21 protein-coding genes, 2 tRNA genes, 1 pseudogene and 1 CRISPR repeat array are annotated in these 20,621 nt (G+C 42.8%); of the genes and pseudogenes, 11 read left to right on the forward strand and 13 right to left on the reverse strand.

Annotation, left to right across the window (positions count from 1 at the left end; all coding sequences use genetic code 11):
• Positions 1 to 32 precede the first annotated feature (32 nt).
• The 5 genes from fabG to mltG all read left to right on the forward strand — a co-directional run bounded on the left by fabG (position 33) and on the right by mltG (position 4,477).
• Positions 33 to 776 carry a 3-oxoacyl-ACP reductase FabG gene (fabG, locus tag TPSD3_RS15440; RefSeq protein ID WP_086489425.1) on the forward strand — a complete coding sequence of 248 codons (744 nt, stop codon included), beginning with the start codon at positions 33 to 35 and terminating at the stop codon, positions 774 to 776.
• 93 nt (positions 777 to 869) lie between these two features.
• Positions 870 to 1,109: an acyl carrier protein gene (acpP, locus tag TPSD3_RS15445; RefSeq protein ID WP_086489426.1), complete on the forward strand. Its 240-nt coding sequence runs from the start codon at positions 870 to 872 to the stop codon at positions 1,107 to 1,109.
• Positions 1,110 to 1,305: 196 nt separating this feature from the next.
• On the forward strand, positions 1,306 to 2,550 hold the full coding sequence (fabF, locus tag TPSD3_RS15450; RefSeq protein ID WP_086489427.1) for a beta-ketoacyl-ACP synthase II: 1,245 nt from the start codon (positions 1,306 to 1,308) through the stop codon (positions 2,548 to 2,550).
• Between the two features lie 6 nt (positions 2,551 to 2,556).
• Positions 2,557 to 3,396 (forward strand): aminodeoxychorismate lyase, encoded by an 840-nt coding sequence (gene pabC, locus TPSD3_RS15455; RefSeq protein ID WP_086489428.1) that lies wholly within the window; start codon positions 2,557 to 2,559, stop codon positions 3,394 to 3,396.
• On the forward strand, positions 3,389 to 4,477 hold the full coding sequence (mltG, locus tag TPSD3_RS15460) for an endolytic transglycosylase MltG (protein ID WP_086489429.1): 1,089 nt from the start codon (positions 3,389 to 3,391) through the stop codon (positions 4,475 to 4,477). Before pabC ends, mltG begins: the two co-directional genes overlap by 8 nt.
• A gap of 242 nt (positions 4,478 to 4,719) precedes the next feature.
• Here the strand turns inward: mltG and TPSD3_RS15465 are convergent, their stop codons facing one another.
• The 3 genes from TPSD3_RS15465 to TPSD3_RS15475 form a co-directional block, all read right to left on the reverse strand.
• Entirely contained in the window at positions 4,720 to 5,157 is a 438-nt protein-coding gene (locus TPSD3_RS15465) for a type II toxin-antitoxin system VapC family toxin (protein ID WP_086489430.1), read from the reverse strand.
• Positions 5,129 to 5,362, reverse strand: coding sequence for a FitA-like ribbon-helix-helix domain-containing protein (locus TPSD3_RS15470; protein ID WP_086489431.1), 234 nt, complete (start codon positions 5,360 to 5,362; stop codon positions 5,129 to 5,131). The genes TPSD3_RS15465 and TPSD3_RS15470 overlap by 29 nt, the downstream gene beginning before the upstream one ends.
• Before the next feature lie 442 nt (positions 5,363 to 5,804).
• Positions 5,805 to 6,203, reverse strand: a complete 399-nt coding sequence (locus TPSD3_RS15475; RefSeq protein ID WP_086489432.1) for a helix-turn-helix domain-containing protein — start codon at positions 6,201 to 6,203, stop codon at positions 5,805 to 5,807.
• Between the two features lie 410 nt (positions 6,204 to 6,613).
• Here TPSD3_RS15475 and TPSD3_RS15480 point away from each other — a divergent pair, with 410 nt between their 5' ends.
• Positions 6,614 to 6,919, forward strand: coding sequence for a hypothetical protein (locus TPSD3_RS15480; protein ID WP_086489433.1), 306 nt, complete (start codon positions 6,614 to 6,616; stop codon positions 6,917 to 6,919).
• A gap of 172 nt (positions 6,920 to 7,091) precedes the next feature.
• Here TPSD3_RS15480 and TPSD3_RS15485 read toward each other — a convergent pair whose 3' ends face one another.
• Together TPSD3_RS15485 and TPSD3_RS15490 are read right to left on the reverse strand one after the other, a co-directional pair.
• Entirely contained in the window at positions 7,092 to 8,300 is a 1,209-nt protein-coding gene (locus TPSD3_RS15485) for a hypothetical protein (protein WP_086489434.1), read from the reverse strand.
• Positions 8,301 to 8,652: 352 nt separating this feature from the next.
• A CRISPR array of direct repeats spans positions 8,653 to 9,783; the repeat unit is 29 nt; unit sequence CTTTCTACCCCGAACGGGAAATTGAAAAC.
• A gap of 505 nt (positions 9,784 to 10,288) precedes the next feature.
• Positions 10,289 to 10,365 (reverse strand) — tRNA-Pro (locus tag TPSD3_RS15490).
• Between the two features lie 238 nt (positions 10,366 to 10,603).
• On the opposite strand from TPSD3_RS15490, the gene TPSD3_RS15495 reads away from it, so the two are divergent.
• Positions 10,604 to 11,359, forward strand: coding sequence for a V4R domain-containing protein (locus TPSD3_RS15495; protein WP_086489435.1), 756 nt, complete (start codon positions 10,604 to 10,606; stop codon positions 11,357 to 11,359).
• 18 nt (positions 11,360 to 11,377) lie between these two features.
• Here the strand turns inward: TPSD3_RS15495 and TPSD3_RS15500 are convergent, their stop codons facing one another.
• On the reverse strand, positions 11,378 to 11,962 hold the full coding sequence (locus TPSD3_RS15500) for a hypothetical protein (protein ID WP_086489436.1): 585 nt from the start codon (positions 11,960 to 11,962) through the stop codon (positions 11,378 to 11,380).
• Positions 11,963 to 12,100: 138 nt separating this feature from the next.
• Positions 12,101 to 12,229: pseudogene (locus tag TPSD3_RS18415) on the reverse strand (zinc ribbon domain-containing protein); the annotation flags it as partial.
• 319 nt (positions 12,230 to 12,548) lie between these two features.
• On the opposite strand from TPSD3_RS18415, the gene TPSD3_RS15510 reads away from it, so the two are divergent.
• Positions 12,549 to 12,624 (forward strand) — tRNA-Thr (locus TPSD3_RS15510).
• Positions 12,625 to 12,631: 7 nt separating this feature from the next.
• On the opposite strand, the gene cas6 is transcribed toward TPSD3_RS15510, so the two are convergent.
• The 4 genes from cas6 to TPSD3_RS15530 are packed head-to-tail and all read right to left on the reverse strand — an operon-like array spanning position 12,632 to position 14,885.
• Entirely contained in the window at positions 12,632 to 13,324 is a 693-nt protein-coding gene (cas6, locus tag TPSD3_RS15515) for a type I-MYXAN CRISPR-associated protein Cas6/Cmx6 (protein ID WP_086489437.1), read from the reverse strand.
• 14 nt (positions 13,325 to 13,338) lie between these two features.
• Positions 13,339 to 13,521 (reverse strand): sulfur relay protein DsrC, encoded by a 183-nt coding sequence (locus TPSD3_RS15520; RefSeq protein WP_086489438.1) that lies wholly within the window; start codon positions 13,519 to 13,521, stop codon positions 13,339 to 13,341.
• Between the two features lie 53 nt (positions 13,522 to 13,574).
• Positions 13,575 to 14,414, reverse strand: coding sequence for a DNA-methyltransferase (locus TPSD3_RS15525; RefSeq protein WP_217884477.1), 840 nt, complete (start codon positions 14,412 to 14,414; stop codon positions 13,575 to 13,577).
• A 36-nt stretch (positions 14,415 to 14,450) separates the two neighbouring features.
• Positions 14,451 to 14,885: a hypothetical protein gene (locus tag TPSD3_RS15530; RefSeq protein ID WP_086489439.1), complete on the reverse strand. Its 435-nt coding sequence runs from the start codon at positions 14,883 to 14,885 to the stop codon at positions 14,451 to 14,453.
• A 318-nt stretch (positions 14,886 to 15,203) separates the two neighbouring features.
• On the opposite strand from TPSD3_RS15530, the gene TPSD3_RS15535 reads away from it, so the two are divergent.
• The gene (locus tag TPSD3_RS15535) at positions 15,204 to 15,833 is read left to right on the forward strand and encodes a hypothetical protein (RefSeq protein WP_086489440.1); all 630 of its coding nucleotides are present in this window, start codon (positions 15,204 to 15,206) and stop codon (positions 15,831 to 15,833) included.
• A gap of 166 nt (positions 15,834 to 15,999) precedes the next feature.
• Entirely contained in the window at positions 16,000 to 17,334 is a 1,335-nt protein-coding gene (locus tag TPSD3_RS15540; RefSeq protein ID WP_086489441.1) for a UDP-glucose dehydrogenase family protein, read from the forward strand.
• Between the two features lie 32 nt (positions 17,335 to 17,366).
• Here TPSD3_RS15540 and TPSD3_RS15545 read toward each other — a convergent pair whose 3' ends face one another.
• Both TPSD3_RS15545 and TPSD3_RS15550 read right to left on the reverse strand, forming a co-directional pair.
• Positions 17,367 to 17,717 (reverse strand): PilZ domain-containing protein, encoded by a 351-nt coding sequence (locus TPSD3_RS15545; RefSeq protein WP_176329898.1) that lies wholly within the window; start codon positions 17,715 to 17,717, stop codon positions 17,367 to 17,369.
• Between the two features lie 23 nt (positions 17,718 to 17,740).
• Entirely contained in the window at positions 17,741 to 18,838 is a 1,098-nt protein-coding gene (locus tag TPSD3_RS15550; RefSeq protein ID WP_086489443.1) for a PilT/PilU family type 4a pilus ATPase, read from the reverse strand.
• Between the two features lie 114 nt (positions 18,839 to 18,952).
• Here TPSD3_RS15550 and TPSD3_RS15555 point away from each other — a divergent pair, with 114 nt between their 5' ends.
• On the forward strand, positions 18,953 to 20,617 hold the full coding sequence (locus TPSD3_RS15555; RefSeq protein ID WP_245391618.1) for an ABC transporter permease: 1,665 nt from the start codon (positions 18,953 to 18,955) through the stop codon (positions 20,615 to 20,617).
• Positions 20,618 to 20,621 lie beyond the last annotated feature (4 nt).

Genomic DNA, 20,621 nt, shown 5'->3' on the forward strand with positions numbered 1-20,621 from the left:
ATTTTAAAATAAAGAAGAGACCCAACTGCGATATGAATTTTGATCTCAGCACAGAAACCGCTTTAGTCACTGGCGCAACTCGTGGCATTGGTCGAGCGATTGCGGTAGCATTGGCGCAGGCCGGCGCGATGGTTTACGGCACCGCCACCACCGAAGCCGGCGCACAACAAATCACCGAAGCCTTACAAAACGCTCCCCGTCCCGGACAAGGTCAAATGCTCAATGTGGCGAGGGCTGAAGACATTCACGCTTTTATGGAACAATTCGGTAAAAATACACCAAGTATTCTGGTCAACAATGCCGCGGTGACTCGTGATAACTTGTTGTTGCGCATGAGCGACGACGAATGGCAAAGTGTGTTTGATACCAATTTAACCTCGGTTTTTCATTTCTCCAAAGCCTGCCTGCGCGGTATGACCAAAGCCCGACACGGACGAATTATTAATATAACTTCGGTCGTGGGCTTGACAGGTAATCCGGGACAGGCAAACTATGCAGCAGCAAAAGCAGGCCTTATCGCTTTTAGCAAATCCCTTGCACGGGAAATCGGCTCGCGTCAAATCACAGTGAACAATGTCGCGCCCGGCTTTATTGACACGGATATGACGCGACAACTGCCTGAAGCGGACAGAAATCAGTTACTACACGCTATCCCACTGAACCGTGCAGGAACGCCCGACGATGTTGCGGCCGCGGTGTTATTCTTAGCCTCACCGGCCGCTGCTTATATCACCGGCGAAACCTTACACGTCAATGGTGGTATGTACATGCCCTAACTGGCGACAATTTTTAGATTGTTGCTTTTTGAATCATTCGCAAACCAGCCGTATTGTGCGGTTACTTTATACTATCCCGGAGGATAATTTGTCATGAGTAAAGACGTTGAAGAACGTGTCAAGAAAATCGTCGTTGAACAATTAGGCGTACAAGAAGGGGAAGTACAAAACGACTCTTCTTTTGTCGATGATTTGGGTGCAGACTCGCTCGATACGGTAGAATTGGTCATGGCGTTGGAAGAGGAATTTGGTTGTGATATTCCCGACGAAGAAGCGGAAAAAATCACCACTGTACAACAAGCCATTAACTACATTTTGGCGCATCAATCGTAGTTTTTTCTGCGACGCATTGCCATCAAGCCGTATAGATTGAACCTAACACCGCTTTAATCTTTTAGCCTCTCACCAGAGAGAATCACGTAAGCGGTGTTAATGGGTCAATTCGAGCTTCACGATGGTGAGTACTGAGTCGTTTTGTCGAGTCGTGTACTAAATACTGTCCATCAGCAAAGTAAAACAGGGTGTGAACGTGGCTAGAAGACGTATCGTCGTCACGGGATTGGGGATGATCTCACCCGTGGGTTTGACCGTAAAAAGCAGTTGGGAAGCCGTGCTGGCCGGTAAAAGTGGCATTAAACCCATTACCCATTTTGATGTCAGTGAGTTTTCCTGTCGCATCGCTGGGACAATTGAGGGGTTCGATGTCACCCACATTATGCCGGCAAAAGAAGCACGGAAAATGGACCCTTTCATTCATTATGGGATTGCAGCGAGTATTGAAGCCTTAGCCGATTCGGGATTGGTCATTACTCCAGAAAATGCAGATCGCATTGGCGTTGCCGTGGGGTCTGGCATCGGCGGCTTGCCCGGTATCGAAAAAGGACACGAAGCCTATCTTAAAGGTGGCCCCCGCAAAATTTCTCCCTTCTTTGTTCCCAGCAATATTACAAATATGATTGCGGGCAATTTATCCATTCGTTACGGCATTAAAGGCCCTAACTATGCGATTGTCACCGCGTGTTCTACAGGAACGCATAATATTGGCATTGCCGCTCGACAAATCATTTACGGAGATGCCGATGTGATGTTGGCGGGTGGTGCGGAAATGTCCTGTTCTCCGATGGGGATAGGGGGCTTTGCTGCGGCACGCGCTTTGTCTACCCGCAATGATTCGCCCACAACCGCCAGTCGGCCGTGGGATAAAGATCGGGATGGTTTTCTGTTAAGTGACGGTGCGGGCGTGGTGGTGTTAGAAGAATATGAACACGCTAAACGGCGCAATGCTCAAATTTATGCTGAGTTGGTGGGTTTTGGTATGAGTGGCGATGCCTATCACATGACTGCCCCTTCAGAAGATGGTCTGGGCGCGTCGCAATGTATGCGTAATGCTTTACGCGATGCCCAGTTGAATCCAGAACAAATTGATTACGTCAATGCCCACGGCACTTCGACTCCCGCCGGTGATAAAATCGAAACATTGGCGATTAAACGCACTTTTGGCGATCACATTTCACGTCTCGCAGTCAGTTCAACCAAATCGATGACGGGACATTTATTGGGTGCAGCGGGTGGGGTGGAGGCGATTTTTGCCATTCTCAGCATCCGCGATCAAGTCGCACCGCCGACCATGAATTTAGATCACGTTGATCCTGAGTGTGCGGGTTTGGACTATGTGCCGAATCAGGCGCGAGCGCAAAAAATCGAGGTGAGTTTGTCTAATTCTTTCGGTTTTGGTGGGACGAATGGCACATTGATTTTTAAACGTTTGACTTAATGTGTCGTGTGTCCTGTTTCTGAGTGTGTTATTTTTGATGGACAGTCGCCCTTATCTGCTTTGGATCGTGGGCTGCATTATGGTGATGGTTTATTTGAGACCATTGCGGTTGCTGAGGGTTGTCCGCTGGCGTGGACAGCCCATTGGCAGCGTTTGCAGCAGGGAGCGGCGCGTTTATCCTTACCTTTGCCGTCGTTTGCCCAACTGGATCGGGACATTCAAGCCCGCAGTCAGTCCCTTTCTCGTGGTGTCATCAAATTAATCGTGACGCGAGGCAGTGCGGGGCGTGGTTATGCGCCACCTTCTGACCCTACGCCCACCTGTTTTCTTCTTTCTTATCCTCTTCCTGATTATCCATTAAGTCACTGGCAACGCGGTGTGATTGCGCGTGTCGGGCGTTTGCGCGTGGCACGACAACCCACTTTGGCGGGCATAAAACATTTAAATCGTTTAGAACAAGTGTTAGCGCGTCAAGAATGGCAAAATCCGTTGATCAGTGAATCAATTTTATTAGATTCGTTGGATTATTTATGTGAAGGGGTAATGACGAATTTATTTTGGGTTAAAGATAAAACGTTATTCACGCCTAATTTAGATCAGTGCGGTGTGAATGGAATTATTCGCCAGCGCATTATTGATCAAGCCAATGTTTGGGGTTATTCTGTGGTGATAGGATATTATCCTTTGTCGGCATTGGCGGAGGCAGAGGAGATATTTTTAACCAATAGTATCATTGGGTTATGGCCAGTGCGACAATTGGGTGCGTGGCGATATGCCTTAGCCGACACAGCGCGAACCATTCAACGGCAATTACAACAAGACGGTTGGAGTATTCATTATGCTTAAACGAATAATAAAAGGAATCGCGGGATTATTTTTATTGGGCATAATGATTGCCGCGGCGGGAATTGCTTATGCGTATTGGTTGTATGAAAATGAGTTATTAAAACCCCTACCTGTGGATAAACCTTTTGTTTATCAATTACCTGCGGGAACGCCTTTGATTCAAGTGGCGCAAGATTTAAAAGAAAAACAATTACTCACTCCATTGGGCAGTTATGTGTGGTTATTTCTGGCGCGTTGGGAGCAGCAATCAAAAACCATTAAGAGTGGTGAATATCCTATTCCTGTTGGCACGACTCCCCAAGATTTATTAGCGATTTTTATTAGCGGGCAAACGGTGCAATATAGTTTGACTATTCCTGAAGGTTTAAATTTTCGGGAAATGTTGGCCTTAATTCATCGACACGATAAATTAATTCACACTTTAAAAGATTTGAATGCCGCGGCGATAATGGAAAAATTAGGTTATCCCGATCAACATCCTGAAGGGCGTTTTTATCCAGACACTTATTATTTCCCTGCTAACACGACTGATCTGGCGTTTTTACAACGCGCCCACCGCAAAATGAGGCAGGAGTTGGCCGCGGCGTGGGATCAGCGATCCGCACAAGATTTGCCGTTGCGTAATGCGGATGAGGCGTTAATTTTGGCTTCTTTGATCGAAAAAGAAACCGCAGACCCCAGTGAACGACATCATATTGCGGGTGTTTTTGTGCGACGTTTACAGCGCGGTATGTTGTTGCAAACCGATCCGACGGTGATTTATGTGTTGGGAGAGGCGTTTGATGGTAATATTCGTCAGACGGATTTGCGGGTAGATAATCCTTATAATACTTATCGTTATGCGGGTTTACCGCCCACACCGATTGCTTTACCGGGACGTGCGTCGCTGTTGGCTGCTGTACGACCTCAAGCGGGAGAAACGTTATTTTTTGTCGCCAAAGGCAACGGCAGCCACTATTTTTCCCGCACGTTGGCCGAGCATGAATGTGCGGTCATTCAGTATCAAATTAAGGATAAAAATTCTAGCCGCTTCCGTACTCGCTGCCGTCAATATCCGCAATGTGAAGCGTGTCGGTCGTGAGTTTTTTAAAATCCCAGCAATTCTCACTAAGCCCTACTAAATATTTCAAGAATTACACCTAGAGAGTGTTTCAAGCATAAAACCCGTTAAATGCTGGCACATCGAATACTAAAAGTGAGATGGCGAACAACATCAATTAAAGACAAACAAAACGTTTTTATTGTTTTGTCTACCATCATGTTGCGCAAAATGGTGTGCATGGTGTGTAACGAAAAGATATTGCACACCCTACAAAGGCTTAGCTACTTGGCTTGAAATGGATTCAGCAGCATGACACCGGTTGCTGCAAAATCGTTTGTATTGCGGGTAATTAGCGTCAAATCATGTGTCAGTGCTGTTGCGGCAATTTGTTTGTCCAGGGCATTTTCATAATGCGGCACACGCAAGCGTCCCCAGACTTGCGCCTCGGCTTCAGTCAATTCAAGAATGTTTTCAGCGTAGTCATCAATGACTGTTTGCAACCAAGTTTCAAGCACATCCGCCTGTTGATGATCACCACGATGCCGAATTATTTCAACGCCTCGCCTAAGCTCGCCTATGGTGATAACGCTGACAAACAAGTCTGCATTTTGTTGTTCTGTTTGAATAAAAAACTGTTTAACCCCTGCATCTGCTTTGTCACCTTTTCTCAGTTCGCTAATGACATTCGTATCAATCAAATACCGATTTGTCACGTTCATCTTGTTTTCGCTCGAAATCAGAATCTAAGCCAACTTGGGGTATTTGCATCAATACAGCGGCGAATCTTGGTTTAGCTGCTTTTTTCAGGGCAGTTTCCAAAATTTTCCGATGTTCAGCTTCCATACTGACACCATGCCGATGCGCCCGTATTTTCAGCGCGTTGACAATGCTTTCATCAAGGTTGTGAAGCGTTAAACTGGACATGTTTGTATCCTCTCGGTTGCTCTCGTTTTCCACATAAGGCGTACCGATATGGTGCGCTACGGCGCAAAAGGACGCGCCTAACGCACCCTACAAGGCTGTCACGGCACGGCGAGGTTGGTGTGATGGGTTTCGGCGCGATGGAGTGTGTGTCGGCAAATACCCGGCGCACGGGCGCGCCTCTACCCATCCTACGCGCTAAAATGGTAAAGTCAAATTGGTCAATAAACCAGGTAAAATTAATGATGTAGGTTTGTTATCATTTTTTAATTACTGGCAGAGTGCTTAGTTGGTTGGGTACGCAATAATAACGCGCTTCTTCGCACTTGTTAAAAATGGAGACCAGCGTCCTTGTATTGGTTGACGCTAGTGCGTCAGAGAAAACGCTCTACGCAGTGCGTAGAATGAGAATTAACACACGTTATTTATTTTTTCTGTTAATAATTTATTTATCTCTAAGGTCATTTATTTGCTGTTTTAGATATTCTATTTCTTTGATCTGATTTTCTACAATCAAATTTATCTTTTGCAAATCATATTCTAAATTTGCCTGATTAGCATGTGGTACTAAGTTACCAAAATTTGCAAATTGAGGATTACTATTATTTTGAAATTCATTTACATTAAAAATGTTATTTTCATTCATTCCTAACAAATCCAATAAACCAATTCCAAAAACTTGGGCTATTTGTTCAAGTCTTGATAACTGCACATCAGTGTGTCCTAGCTCGATGTTAGCATAACCTTTTACTGACATGTCCAATTTCTCAGCCATCTGTTCTTGTGACCATTGTTTTAATTGACGAATAAACTTAATTTTTTTGAAACTTCCATAAATAAGCATTCCTACTGGCAATAAATAGTATTAACAGTGGGTGGATATATCCCAGACTACTTTGTAAACTTTACACTACTTTTCTTATTTATGCAAACTGTAATTGAGTTTAATTGGTCTTCATGTTAGGCTTTTATTCTGTTGCCATAGAAGCTTAACTAACATTTGAGACTGTAAAAGAACTCCCAAAAATGCCTGTTTTGGTACTGACCGCAACGCGGTCAAGACTGCATTCTCAAGTGGCACTTGGGAACAAGAGGTTTTTTTGTTAGTAAGTTATTGATTTTTCGTTGTCGAATACTGAAAGAATGAAATTCTTTTACAGCTTCGGCACTGGGAACGAGATAAAAAATGGTGTTTTCGGGAGTTCCTTTACAGGCTCATTTACTAGGCAACATTTTTCAGTAAGGAGAGTTTTTATGACTAAAACTTATCGTAATTTTGGGATACTAATAGCATTTGTTATGGCTATGTCAGCTCTTTCTATGAACGTATTTGCAGATAGTCGTTATGCGTTTACAGTAACCTATTTGTGGTATGGACCTGACATTAATGTCGAAAGTATTGGTTCAGGCAACGTATATAGAGTTGGATACAACAGTTCTATTGAGACTGTAGCTGGTGATACGGTTACAATTATCATTGATGATGACAATAACTGGAAAACCATCATCAACGAAAGAAATGGTAAAAGTGCTACTATTAATAGCGTTCGGCGACAATAATTGAAGAGCTTTCAACGTCAATAGCACTGGTGGGTCTAACCCAGCCCGCGTAGGTCGCATAAGCGATAGCGTTATGCGACATTTGGGAATTCCATCGTAGCAGATGACGGCGCACACTTCAACAGGCTCAGTGCCAGCACAGCAATTCTCAATTTAAGTCCTACCAAGCAACTCAAGAATTACGCCTAGAGAGGGCTTCAAGCATAAAATCGGTCAAATGCTGCCAACTATCGAATACTAAATATTGCATCAGGGTGCGTAACTGCTCAAAAAATGTGCGTCTTGATGGACACAAAAGACGTACTTTTTCATAGGTCTCATCCAAGTATTCTAGCATCGTATGCGTTAAATAAGCCAATAAAATCAACGTAGCCAGTAAGTTAGATAAGTGTTGCTTACCATGACCAAAGTTATGCTCAAAATGATAGCCGTTATTCTTTAGAATATTGTTGTTTTCATTTTCTATTTTCCAACGCGCTCTCGCTGCATCTGTCAGTTCTGCAAGGTTTTTTTCTGTTATTTTATGGGTGGTTATCCAGCTATTTTTGTATTTTTGCTTCCCTTGTCCATCAATTTCTACCAACTCGAACCAATTAACCATTAACGCATCGTTACCATCACGCAAAGGAACTTGATTCATGTAACGATAATGTCGGGTTGTTCGTTGTTTTCCGTGTTTATGATGGGTTTGTAGCGACTGTATTTTGTTCATTTGCTCAAATTCAGACAGCCACTCATGAGTTGTTTGATGAGAGTTTGGCTTGCAAGAAGTAATAATATCAAAGCCTTGCGCAATGGCTTTTTCAAAAAAAGGCTGATGCGCAAACAAATCATCCCCTAACAAAGTGGCTTGCCACAAGCTGTAATATTTACCCCAGTTGTCCAACCAACGTTTTGCCGCATTAATTTCGCAATCTTGTTTTTCTGCGCCATCTTGTGCCTGAATAAATTCAGGCGGCAGCGGTATCACGCAGGACTGTCCATGTGCAACGATAACGGGAGTTAATGCACTATGTCGATATAAAACTTTACCGTTAACCAAATCTTTTTTTAAACAACATGGACAAGAAATCTTTTGAGAACTGAAAAAATCAGTGCCATCCAAAGCAATAAATAATCCATTGTTTTTACTCATGAAGTTTTGTAAAAAACCATTATCATAGAGAAATTGATTAAGTTCATAAAATAGCGGATAAATCTCAGTTTCAGGAACGGTATCCAGTAAATTACGAATTTGATTCATACTGGGGATTTTATGTATGCCAAAAATACTTTGGGCGTTATTTTTCCCGTGTGCTTTTTCCATTCGAGTTTGATAATCGAGAAAAGAAGAGCTTTGTGTGAAAAAAACAGAAAAAGCACTCAAAAAAGCATCACTCATGCTATAGTTGAGGCACTATAAAAAGATAATCTGAACCTGTCAAATTTGTAGGAAACTTCACAGGTTTGAATATTCTTTTTACGTTGCGGTAGCTATATATTTAAGGTTGTTCGCTGTTTTAGTCTTACGACTATCAGGCAAATTTTCAGACATTTCTATTATTCGACCAATCAGGTAGTCAAAAAAATATTGCTGATTTTTTTGGAAAAATGCTTCGAGTTTGTTCATCATCTTTACTTTCAATCAGTTATAAAAACATTGTTGGTTGTAAGGGTTTAAATTGAGAATTGCTGACCCCGAACGGGAAATTGAAACCATCCGTGATGCCAATAGCGCAGAGATAATCACATATCTTTCTACCCCGAACGGGAAATTGAAACAACAGAAGGGAAAATTGCCAGCGGTGAGTTTTTTAACTTTCTACCCCGAACGGGAAATTGAAACTTAGGTATTGTAAAAGCGCGGACAAACACTTTTGCACTTTCTACCCCGAACGGGAAATTGAAACTTTTCACCACCCGTCGTTATTAAATTCTCTTGAATTCTTTCTACCCCGAACGGGAAATTGAAACCAGCCGCGCCGCAATTTTTCGCACGGAACTCACTGGCTTTCTACCCCGAACGGGAAATTGAAACGCGGAATTTATTGCGCCCAAGCAACGCCATATTGATGCTTTCTACCCCGAACGGGAAATTGAAACTTTAGATGAATTTAAGGGTGAAATTCGTGAGGATTTCCTTTCTACCCCGAACGGGAAATTGAAAACCTCTCCGAACTATTCACTCCTCTTCGTTCGGATATGCCTTTCTACCCCGAACGGGAAATTGAAAACACCGGGAAAGCCACCTTGTCAAATTACTGGGGAGGACTTTCTACCCCGAACGGGAAATTGAAAACCCGCCTGCAATAATATTGCCCAGAGCCATAATCATCTCTTTCTACCCCGAACGGGAAATTGAAAACCAGCGCGGTTTGTGCATTCACCACACGATCCGATTGCTTTCTACCCCGAACGGGAAATTGAAAACCGGGCTATACGCATAAAGGTGTACTCTAATTAGGAACTTTCTACCCCGAACGGGAAATTGAAAACGAGTTGCGTTTACGCAGTCGTTTTTTAGTTCAAAATGCTTTCTACCCCGAACGGGAAATTGAAAACTACAGAAATGTACGCAGATTATTCAGCCGTGTCAAACTTTCTACCCCGAACGGGAAATTGAAAACCAAAGAAAATTAGCGACATTACTCAATTGAACAGAACTTTCTACCCCGAACGGGAAATTGAAAACAAGTTGACCAAAGCTGCTTTGGATAAGATGAGTGAACTTTCTACCCCGAACGGGAAATTGAAAACATCTTACTAAAAGTAAATCTAAACCTAAAGCCTCACTTTCTACCCCGAACGGGAAATTGAAAACATCTTACTAAAAGTAAATCTAAACCTAAAGCCTCACTTTCTACCCCGAACGGGAAATTGAAAACCCTCCGAATTATGCGGTTTGGCGGCGTTACGACTAAGTCGTGTAGCACTGAAACACAACGTAAGTTGTTGATTTTTCATAGACCGTATAACTCTTCTCAACTTCGACCTCCTAGGGTTTTGGCGTAAACGGAGGTCGAAGTTGAAGCTATTCTTCCATACGCCTCTTAAAAAGTCAAGAAAACGAATTTAATTCAAAAAACAATTAAATATCACACCAAAAAATATTACAGCTATCTCACAGAATTTTACCCAACGAGCAAAATTTTGGCAAATAACTAACAATAAGACTCAAAACAAACATAAAATATTTTCACAAAACACCATAACAGCCCACAAACCGAATTCACACCAAACAAACACCACTTAATTGGCCTTTTCCAAACACAAACAACGGCTACTAACTTTTGAACTGAATTGAACTGAACCGCATCGAACGTGCTTTTTTTCAAGATGTCGGGAGGAATTGAAAGACAAGGATAACTTTTTGATTAGAAAAAAAATAACTGGTCGGGGTGAGAGGATTTGAACCTCCGACCACTTGAACCCCATTCAAGTGCGCTACCAGGCTGCGCTACACCCCGTGACAATGTAGAAGCTGCGCATTATAAACCACTAAAAACCATTTGTCACTATTTTTTTACAGCCCAACGAAAAAAACACCCGACTTTTGAATTGTTGCATAAGAATTAACAAAGAACCACTGATTATTAAAAAAATCTTGCCGTAAAGATAACATCTCGTTATATAATTAATCCGCCTCATATCCCCACAAAAAAAAACACCTAAAAACCCCCTCATCTTACCGCGCTTAAACTCATCATGCACACCCATCACATTGATATTATTTTAAAAGTTGAACAAATTTCTGGCGTTTTAGGCCCTGCTGCCGCAGTCGTGATGCAATATGGCTTAAAATACCAAAAACACACCGTGCATCAAGACCCTAACACAGGTTTCTCCCAATTAATTTTAGAAACAGAAGGCGGACACGTCGATCCTGCACCGCTGATTCAACAACTACAGGGTTTACTGGGCGTAAAAGAAGTGTTAGACGTAGTGATTCAACCCAAAGAAGAATCACTGGTTGTCGATCTCAACCTAGACCAAGAAGGGCGACGTTTACTAGAATTAATCGCCCAAACATGGCCTAACAAACTGGTTGAAGTCACCCAAAAATACGAAGACAGCTTTCACCGTAGCGAACAGGAAGCCAAAGTGACCTTATTAGGAGAAGCGGTGGGGCGGCGTTTAGCCTTGCGACACGCACAACTGCGCGAAGTGAAAAACATCAAAGAAGGGCTACAAAAAATGGTGATTCCCCTACTCAACAACGTTGCCCAATGCCAAATCAAAGACACCGATTTAGAAATTACCGTGTCCCTATTCAGCCGTCGCTTTAGCAATACAATGGACTTAGTTTTTGGCAGTGAAGTGCCTAAATGCTTTTTCCTGACAGGCTTTATTCAAGGTGTGCTGAACCAAGCCCCCTTCATCCCCAACGTCACCGTGACCGAACCGCAATGTCGAGCGGTTGGCGATAAAGTATGTTTGTTTAAAGTGAACGTGGCGGCTTAAAAAACAGAATTGCTATGGTTAAGGCAAAAAACCATTAACCATCCGAAACGGCATCATCATATTATTGGCGTTTTGTTCCATACCATAAATACTGTGACGCATTCGCAGGGTATCGTGCTGCATACGGTGCATAATTAACCCCATGGCTTCCACGTTGCTCTGCATATCAGGCATCACAGCCATATTGGCATTCATTGCCTCAAGCTGCACATTGATGCGGGTCATATCCTGATTCAAATCCAAAAAATTCTTATTCATCGACTGCACACTATCCGTCAATGACAACATACTGTTGGTCATCTCTTGAGTGTTTTTTGCCATGTACAGCATCGCGGGCATCGTCTCTCGAATTTGCACCATTTCTCGGCTAATTTCGCGCATATTACCCTCTACACTCATAATCATCTTCAGCATCAGCGCACTGATCATCAAGGCCACCAAACCAATCATGATTAAACCATAACCAAAACGTCGCGTGGTTTTTTCAAAAATCTCCTGATGACGGCTGTAATGTTCGTCTAATATCTCTGACAACTCAGTCAAAGATCGGCACACATCGCCCATATCACTGGGTGGTGTTACACGTCTGGGTGGATTCGACATGAAGCAAGCTCGCAAAGGTAAAAGTGTGATGTCGTCGGAAAGTCTCTAGTAAATTATAATAGACTAATAGTTACGATTCACATAGAAAAGAATTTTCTATGCTCCTCTAAACGCTTCAACGCAGATTGCTTTGGCGGCTTACGCCGCTAAAGTCTGACATCCGCTCGGCGTTCGTATAGCATTGATAACTCTCAATGCTTCGTTTAACACGTTTTTGCTTGCGTTTGAATCTCTATCGATTTCAAATCCGCACGCCTTGCAAGTAAAGGTTCTATACCCAAAAGATGTGGTTCATAGAACCTTTATTTTGTCAGAATCAGAATTTACAGACACAAGAATTTTCAAAATTTATTCTTGCAAGTCATTTATTTTAAACAGATTTTTTATTCTTTAATTCTGAAAATCCTAAAATTCTGTAAATTCTGATTCTGACAGAAAAAATTTTATGAATGACTTAATTTTGGTATATATTATACTGATAACAACGAGAGCCTATTATGAATTAGAATAAAATACTTACAGAGAAGTTGATCTGATAGACTGAAAAAGTTACAATGCACCTTTGTGCAATGTCCCAATCCTAAGGGCCGACATAGCTCAGTCGGTAGAGCAACTGATTCGTAATCAGTAGGTCGGTGGTTCGATTCCACTTGTCGGCACCATTTCATGTTACATCTCTTCAGCGTTACTTTTACTGACTGCTTGAATGTCCTTGTGGGGAACAAACACCCCAAATCCCAAATGTTGAGCGATACCTAAGCCATGTTGCTGTAAGCGCAAAGAATCCTCTCGATTCAAATCAGCCACCATCAAACTGCGCGTGAGCAAAGGATATTCAGGGCTTTGCCACTGGTGCTGTTTACCGCACAATACCTTACGGCAATGAATATGCAAGTGTCGCAATTGTGCCACCGATTCGGCGATAAAATCAGATTCATCCTGATCAACAGGGGCCAGCACATGATGGGCAATCAAAACGGGGAAAGGTTTTAACGGCCGCACCTGTCCCTGCCCAATGCTTAAACTGTACTCCCCAATCTCTAAACGCTGCCCTGTCAAAGCATGCGCCGCAGCCAAATGTTCCGTAGGAACGCGCAACATTAAGCGAGTTCGCCGCGAAAGATAAAAAACCCCTTCATTTTCCGTCGGTTTTTGCCAACCATTGGCTTCAGCGACGCGGATCAAATGCAAAGCAGCCCCCGCAGTACGGGCAAACCAAGGCAAATGCCCCTGAATCGCTTGGGAGAGTAAATAAGCATGATCCCAAGGCAAAACCTGCCCCTTCACAATTTCAAAAGCCACATCCACTTGCTGTGCGGCTGTCGTATCGTTCACATGGTCATCTTCTTCTTGCCAAAACATCGCTATTTTCTCCCCTAGTAAAAAGCCGCTTCTAACCGATCTTCCCAATTTTCGGGCGTATCGGGAAACGAAGGTTTTACATCAATGCGAAAGAAACGTTCACGAGTGGCTTTGGCATGGGTGGAAACCAATTGTTCTAATTCGGAAAAGTTATTTAATTCGGGATGTTGAATTAATAATTCACTTAAATGCAACATAATTGCTCCTCGTTGAAGAAAAAAATATTTTCTCATTTATTTTTATAATAAAATCAATCGCTTGGCGTAACCGTCTCCGCCGCCAAACGACGACAAGCCAATTGACAATATTCGCCGTCGATTTCCACACCAATCCCTTGCCGACCTTGCGCGAAGGCTTCCAATAACGTGGTGCCGCTGCCCGCAAACGGATCAAACACCACATCCCCCACGTAACTAAACAACTTAATCGCTCGATAAGGCAATGCCCGCGGAAAAGGCGCAGGGTGTCCGATTCGCTTTTTACTTTCTCCGTTAAACGTCCACAAGCCGTTCGTCCACGCCATAAATTCTTCGCGGCTGATGTCAGAAATTTTAGAACCGCGGGTTTTTTTCCAGCGTTCCTTATACAGCACCACAATCAACTCCACAGGCGCAATCACATAGGGCGCAGAAGCCGACAGCCACGATCCCCAAGCAGTACGACGAGAAATATTACTTTCATTCCACACAATCGTACTGTGATAACGCCAGCCCACTTGCTGCGCCAACGTGGTCAAATCCGCGCCCACACTGTGCTGGCCGCCTTTATTTTTATCCAAAGGGATGTTAAGCAAAAAACGCGCTTCAGGTAAACTCCAATCATAACAATTGGTCAACCATTGCCGACTAAATGCCAAATAATCCGCATAACCTAATGTATCATCATTAGACTGATAATCAATACCAACATTATACGGTGGAGAGGTCACCATTAAATCAATAAACGGTTCTTCAAATAAGCCCGTTTTTAAACAATTTCCTTGAAACAACGCCACCTCATTGCGTTGGCAAAAAGGTTTGCCTGCGCTTTTAGCGAGACGTTCAATCAAAGAAGGCGAAGTCAATCCCATAGTAGCCGCGGGTTTATTCATTATTTTTCAATTTCAATCAGAGCGAATCAGAAGGGATTAATGCCGTTGTATAGAGTCCATTTCTTCAATTAATTCGGGTTCTTCGGCCTCTTGCTCTACCCATGACAACAATTCTTCAGCGACTTCACTTAACATTTGCACTTCATCGGGAAATTCATCTTCTTCCCAAATCGAAGCCGCTTCAGACACCAGCCATAATAACTGCAATTCTGTCAGCGTCAATTGTTGTTCTACAGTATCCTCACAAACGCCAGCCACCACTTCACCGTATATTTCATACATATCCTCGTCTTCATCGTCATCTCGGTTGATTCCGAATTGAGCGGCGAATGCTTCCCATACAGTGGTATGACGCGGCTCTATACTGTCCAGCACCGCATTGACGGGCATTTCTCTTAACTTGGCGACCACAATAGCCACCAATTCAATATATTTTTCTTCAATAATTAAACGTGTTCTTTCTTCAAACATAACGGACTCCAATGAATGGGTGCGGAGGTATCAATGGTCTGATTTTGTGGCATTTGCAACAAAATTGCACCGTAGATGCCACAAGATTGCGCTTTTATTTTGTGTTGTTTTCCCAAACACCTCTTACACGCAACGGGGATAGATTTGGGTATTTATGGATTAAAAAACTGATTTAGCGGGATTTTTTTAAGAAAAATAAGCGATGACTGCACCTTAATCTCGTGCATTATACCGATTATGCGCTTAGATTTTCAAAATGGATCAATAAATGCTACACCTAATACTAATAATGGTGATGATCGGTAGAGGAGTTTTATCATGGAAACTTTGGTGCTTAATCCTTCAGCAACTGCCCAATGGCACGCCTTGATCAACGAGGCAGAGCAGTTGTGTGCGGCTCATTTAGACGAGGAGTTGCAGAGTTACTTGGTGTTTTTATTGATGCGCCACAGTAATACTACAGAGATGGCGCACAGTGTCATGGCGTTGGAATACCTTGATTCCCTAGATGCCCACGGACAATTACGTGAAACCCAATTACGGGATGTGGGCGATAAATGTTTGTTATTTTCTGGGCTTTTTCCCGAACGCGCCCAAAAGCGGCGGGTGCGCGTGAGTTATTACGTGAATTTGGGCGTGAGTGCTTATGCGATGGTATCAGCGTCGCTGGCGGGAGTGCGCGCTCGGCTGTTTGCTGAATTATCACGCCATTTTGTGGGATTAATGGATATTTTACAAGCAACCCGTGAAGTCAATTCTGCGCAAGCCCTATTATCTCCTTTGCAAGCCCTAGAATTGTGGCAAGACACCGGCAGTCGCCACGCCTTACAAACCCTCAGCCTTTACACCAAAGGCACTCCCGTTGCTCAATCTCCCAACGAAACAGATGGACAAGAAGCCTTAGTGTGGTCTCGTTTCGCAACAGGGAATCGTTCTTGTTGTCACTGATGGTTGCAAAAGGAGGTAACGGATAACGCCGTTTACCGCATTTCTACCCACCCACTCCTATCCTCTGGGGGGAGTGGGCTTGCCTTTGTCATTTATCATTCACATTACTCTGTCACAGTAAAACTATTTTACCCCTCTTTATCAACCTAAAAAGCGAGGAATAACCATGCGGGTGAGTGTTTTTGGTGCGGGTTATGTGGGTTTGGTCACAGCGGCTTGTTTTGCGGATGTGGGCAATCATGTGGTATGCGTTGATGTGGATAGCGAGAAAATTACCCTGTTAAATCAAGGTATTGTCCCTATGCACGAGCCGGGTATGGAAAATCTGTTAGTCACCAATCTTAATACAGGAAGATTACAGTTTACCACTGATCCCGCCGTAGCGGTGCAACATGGCGAAGTGCTATTTATTGCAGTGGGAACGCCGCCCGATGAGGACGGATCGGCTGATTTACAGTATGTTTTGCAAGTCGCGCACGTGATCGGACAGTTAATGACTGAAACCAAATGCGTAGTGAATAAATCCACCGTCCCCGTGGGAACAGCCACAGCAGTAAAAAATACAATTCTGCGCGCCCTCAATGAGCGTGGCTTGGATTATCCCGTTGATGTTGTCTCTAATCCTGAGTTCTTGAAAGAAGGGGCTGCTATTGCCGATTTTATGCGTCCTGACCGTATTGTGCTAGGCACGGATTCGCCAGAAGCCATTGAGGTGATGCGTGAGCTATACGCGCCCTTTAACCGTAATCGAGATCGCTTGATCGTCATGAGCGTGGCCTCGGCGGAATTAACCAAATATGCTGCAAATGCCATATTGGCGACAAAAATCAGTTTTATGAACGAAATGGCTAATTTAGCCGACAGTGTAGGCGCGGATATTGAACAAGTGCGACTGGGTATTGGATCAGACCCGCGGATTGGTTTTGATTTTTTATATGCGGGCTGTGGCTATGGTGGCTCTTGTTTTCCCAAAGATGTCAAAGCCTTACGTCACACTTTTCAGGCTTTTGGCGGTGAAGCCAAAATTCTTCAAGCGGTAGAAAACGTCAACCAACAGCAACATCACCGTTTATTCGATAAAATTAAAAAATTCTACGGAGAAGACCTGACAGGGCGTTGTTTTGCGCTTTGGGGTTTAGCTTTTAAGCCTAATACTGACGATATGCGAGAAGCTCCAAGTCGTACATTATTATCGCTGTTATGGGCGGCGGGGGCGCGAGTGCAGGCTTACGATCCCAAAGCCATGTCGGAAGCGCGACGGATTTACGGGCAGCGGGCTGATTTTAAGCTGTGCGACTCGCCTCATGCGGCGTTAGACAAGGCGGACGCTTTGATTATCATGACAGAATGGAAAGTTTTCCGTAGTCCTGATTTTAGCGCAATAAAAAATCAATTAAAACAAGCGGTTATTTTCGATGGCCGCAACCTTTACGACCCCAAACGCATGAAAGCGCGAGGATTTCGTTATTTTGGGATTGGGAGAGGAGAATCGTTGGTTTAATGATTCCGTGCCAAGTCAATACTTGGCACTTTTTATTCGCTGTTCAATACACGGGCTAATTTGCGTAAATCATGGGCTTCAATATCAATAAATTCTAAACCCACATCATAATGTGCCATTTCTGTTTCATTTAAAGGTTTTATCCACACCACTTTAACCGTACACGTCAATGTGGTATTATCGGCAAAAAACAATTCTATTTCCAAACGCTCTCCCATGTGTAACGGTTCATCGCTGTACACGCGAAGACCACCTAACCCAATGTTTAACAAGGGTTTAGCAGAATATTCTGCTCGTAAACGTGCGGGACGATAATAAACAGGCAATGTCACTCGTGGGTAACGTCGTCTTTCTGCGTTGGATAATTCTTTTGCGCCACTCACAATGAATGAAACTCCTTTATTGTTTAGCCAAAATTAATTTTAGCTTCCAAATTCGTCCGTGAATCCGCATGACTTAATGCTTCTTCTAAAGTAATTCTGCCACTGTGATAAAGGCTAAATAAAGCCATATCAAAAGATTGCATTCCCTCCACAGAACTGTCTAACATGGCTTCTTTTAATTCATCTATTCGCCCTTGTAAAATTAAATCTGCAATATGTGGCGTATTAATCATCACTTCGACGGCGGCGGCTCGTTTTTCATCCACACTGGGAATTAAACGTTGCGAAATAATCGCCACTAAATTAAGAGAAACATCCATAAATAATTGTCGATGTTGATCAAAAGGATACATACTGACAATTCGCTGCATCGCTTGATACGCATTATTGGCGTGTAAAGTAGAAATCGCTAAATGTCCCGTGTTGCATAATTCAATGCAAGCCGACATGGTTTCTTGATCTCGAATTTCTCCAATTAAAATCACATCGGGCGATTCTCGCATACAACTGCGCAAGGCTTTAACATAAGAATGCGTGTCTAAACCTAATTCACGTTGATTGACTAAAGATTTCTTATGCGGGTGGATAAATTCAATTGGGTCTTCAATTGTGATAATATGACCGGGATGATTGGCATTGCGATGATTGAGCATAGCGGCTAAAGTGGTTGATTTTCCTGAATTGGTTGCGCCTGCCATCAGTAATAACCCCCGTTTACGCATAATTAAATCTTTTAACACGGGGGGTAGAAATAATTGATCAATTTCTGGAACATGACTGCGAATATGGCGCATAACAATGGAAATTTCACCTTTTTGCCGAAACGCATTAACCCGAAAACGAATGTTTTCTTCTACTAGACTATAGGCAAAATCTAATTCCAAACTTTTCTCAAAAACAATGCGTTGCGTATCATTCATAATATGACGAGTGATTGCCTGCATCATATTGGGTGTTAATTCTAATTTACCCACAGTGACTAAACGCCCTTGAATTTTTAAACGCACAGGCGAACCCACTGTGAAAAAAATATCAGACGCTTCTTTTTCTACCATTAATTTTAAATAAAGGCTAATATCTAAGATTTCCTTATTTTTTTGACTATTTGGATTATTGACCATGATATAACTTTCTCATGAATAAAAGAGGAATAAATTCTGATGGCATTTTAGCCGAATACTACTATTTTTTTAACCTGATTCAGTTTTGATTTATTCTAGCTTATGATCTCACCTGTGACAATAAAATTATCCGATAATTTAGGAAAAAATTTTTCTTACTTATTTAAAGTGAATGGCTGGCAATGGAGTAGTATTTTACTGGCTTTTTTGGTGGTGATGCCGTTATTGGTTATTTTTTTATCTTGGCTGGAATTTGATAGGCAAATTTGGCAGCATTTAGCGGATACTTTATTAATAGATTTATTGCGCAATACTTTAGTATTGTTATTGGGAGTGGGTTTAGGCGTTTTATTGCTGGGCGTGAGTTTGGCGTGGTTGACGACGCTGTGCGAGTTTCCCGGACGGCGATGGCTCTCATGGGCGTTAATGTTGCCGTTGGCGATGCCTGCTTACGTGTTAGCCTTTGTTATTATTGGATTATTTGATTTTAGTGGCCCAATACAAAGTTTATTACGCGAATGGTTTGGGCGCGGCAATTATTGGATACCCCCCATTCGCTCTGAGGGCGGCGTTATTTTGGTGATGGTGCTTGCCCTATACCCTTATGTGTATATGTTGGCTAGAGTGGCGTTTTTAGGGCAGGGACAGCGGTTAATGGAGGCAGCGCAATCCTTAGGATTAAGTCCAACGGCGGCTTTTTTTCAAGTGGCTTTGCCAATGGCGCGCCCTGCAATTGCCGCAGGAATGGCTTTGGCATTAATGGAAACTTTAGCTGATTTTGGCACTGTTGCCGTTTTTAATTACGATACCTTTACCACGGCTATTTATAAATCTTGGTATAGTTTATTTAATTTAGCCGCAGCAGCTCAATTGGCTTCATTATTATTACTTTTTGTGTTGTTAGCCTTATTTTTAGAGCGTCGCCAACGTCATCAAGCCCGCTATCATGCGGAAAATCGTTGTGGCCGTCGTTATGTGTTAAAAGGTTGGAGAGCATGGGCAGCGACTTTATTTGCATTAACGATTTTATTCGTTGCTTTTTTTATTCCTATTATGCAGCTTTTATATTGGGTATGGCATTATTTTAGTCGAGATTTAGATGCGCGTTATTTTAATTTACTCTCTAACACCTTATTACTTGGTTTTTTTGCAGCGACTTTAACGGTGATAGCGGGTTTATTATTGGGTTTTAGTCAGCGTTTAATGCGCAATGCAGTGACTCGTTTCTCAGTATCTATTGCGACCTTAGGTTATGCGTTACCGGGATCGGTTTTAGCGGTGGGCATTATGTTAAGTTTTGTTTGGTTTGAACATTATTTACAACTGGGATTGGCATTTTTTAATATAGATATAGGTTTTGTATTAAGTGGGGGTTTATTAGGATTATTATTGGCTTACGTGGTGCGTTTTATGGCGGTGGCTTATAATCCCATCGAGAGCGGATTGCAACGCATTCGTCCTTCATTACACGAAGCAGCCCGCGGATTAGGCGCAGCACCACGAGAATTATTATGGCGATTATATTTACCTTTATTACGTCCTGGATTAATGGCAGGTTTTCTATTGGTTTTTGTTGATGTCATGAAAGAAATGCCAGCGACTTTATTATTGCGTCCTTTCGGTTGGGATACTTTGGCGGTGCGCATTTATGAAATGACTTCGGAAGGCGAATGGCAACGCGCTGCTTTGCCTGCATTAACTTTGATTATTATTGGATTATTGCCGGTTATTTTCTTAGTAAAACGTCAACAATTGGGACATCAGGTGAATTCGGTGTGAATTC

The organism is Thioflexithrix psekupsensis, from assembly GCF_002149925.1.
Taxonomy (GTDB): Bacteria; Pseudomonadota; Gammaproteobacteria; order Beggiatoales; family Beggiatoaceae; genus Thioflexithrix; species Thioflexithrix psekupsensis.

Excerpts from the sequence above, each read along its gene's own strand:
- TPSD3_RS15475 (WP_086489432.1), bottom strand. The coding sequence starts at position 6,203 with ATGCTTATTTATGGAAGTTTCAAAAAAATTAAGTTTATTCGTCAATTA.
- TPSD3_RS15540 (WP_086489441.1), top strand. The coding sequence starts at position 16,000 with ATGCGGGTGAGTGTTTTTGGTGCGGGTTATGTGGGTTTGGTCACAGCG.
- cas6 (WP_086489437.1), bottom strand. The coding sequence starts at position 13,324 with ATGTTTTGGCAAGAAGAAGATGACCATGTGAACGATACGACAGCCGCA.
- TPSD3_RS15495 (WP_086489435.1), top strand. The coding sequence starts at position 10,604 with ATGCACACCCATCACATTGATATTATTTTAAAAGTTGAACAAATTTCT.
- TPSD3_RS15500 (WP_086489436.1), bottom strand. The coding sequence starts at position 11,962 with ATGTCGAATCCACCCAGACGTGTAACACCACCCAGTGATATGGGCGAT.
- TPSD3_RS15480 (WP_086489433.1), top strand. The coding sequence starts at position 6,614 with ATGACTAAAACTTATCGTAATTTTGGGATACTAATAGCATTTGTTATG.
- acpP (WP_086489426.1), top strand. The coding sequence starts at position 870 with ATGAGTAAAGACGTTGAAGAACGTGTCAAGAAAATCGTCGTTGAACAA.
- TPSD3_RS15465 (WP_086489430.1), bottom strand. The coding sequence starts at position 5,157 with ATGAACGTGACAAATCGGTATTTGATTGATACGAATGTCATTAGCGAA.
- TPSD3_RS15525 (WP_217884477.1), bottom strand. The coding sequence starts at position 14,414 with ATGAATAAACCCGCGGCTACTATGGGATTGACTTCGCCTTCTTTGATT.
- fabG (WP_086489425.1), top strand. The coding sequence starts at position 33 with ATGAATTTTGATCTCAGCACAGAAACCGCTTTAGTCACTGGCGCAACT.
- TPSD3_RS15470 (WP_086489431.1), bottom strand. The coding sequence starts at position 5,362 with ATGTCCAGTTTAACGCTTCACAACCTTGATGAAAGCATTGTCAACGCG.
- TPSD3_RS15530 (WP_086489439.1), bottom strand. The coding sequence starts at position 14,885 with ATGTTTGAAGAAAGAACACGTTTAATTATTGAAGAAAAATATATTGAA.
- mltG (WP_086489429.1), top strand. The coding sequence starts at position 3,389 with ATGCTTAAACGAATAATAAAAGGAATCGCGGGATTATTTTTATTGGGC.
- TPSD3_RS15520 (WP_086489438.1), bottom strand. The coding sequence starts at position 13,521 with ATGTTGCATTTAAGTGAATTATTAATTCAACATCCCGAATTAAATAAC.
- TPSD3_RS15485 (WP_086489434.1), bottom strand. The coding sequence starts at position 8,300 with ATGAGTGATGCTTTTTTGAGTGCTTTTTCTGTTTTTTTCACACAAAGC.
- TPSD3_RS15550 (WP_086489443.1), bottom strand. The coding sequence starts at position 18,838 with ATGGTCAATAATCCAAATAGTCAAAAAAATAAGGAAATCTTAGATATT.
- TPSD3_RS15535 (WP_086489440.1), top strand. The coding sequence starts at position 15,204 with ATGGAAACTTTGGTGCTTAATCCTTCAGCAACTGCCCAATGGCACGCC.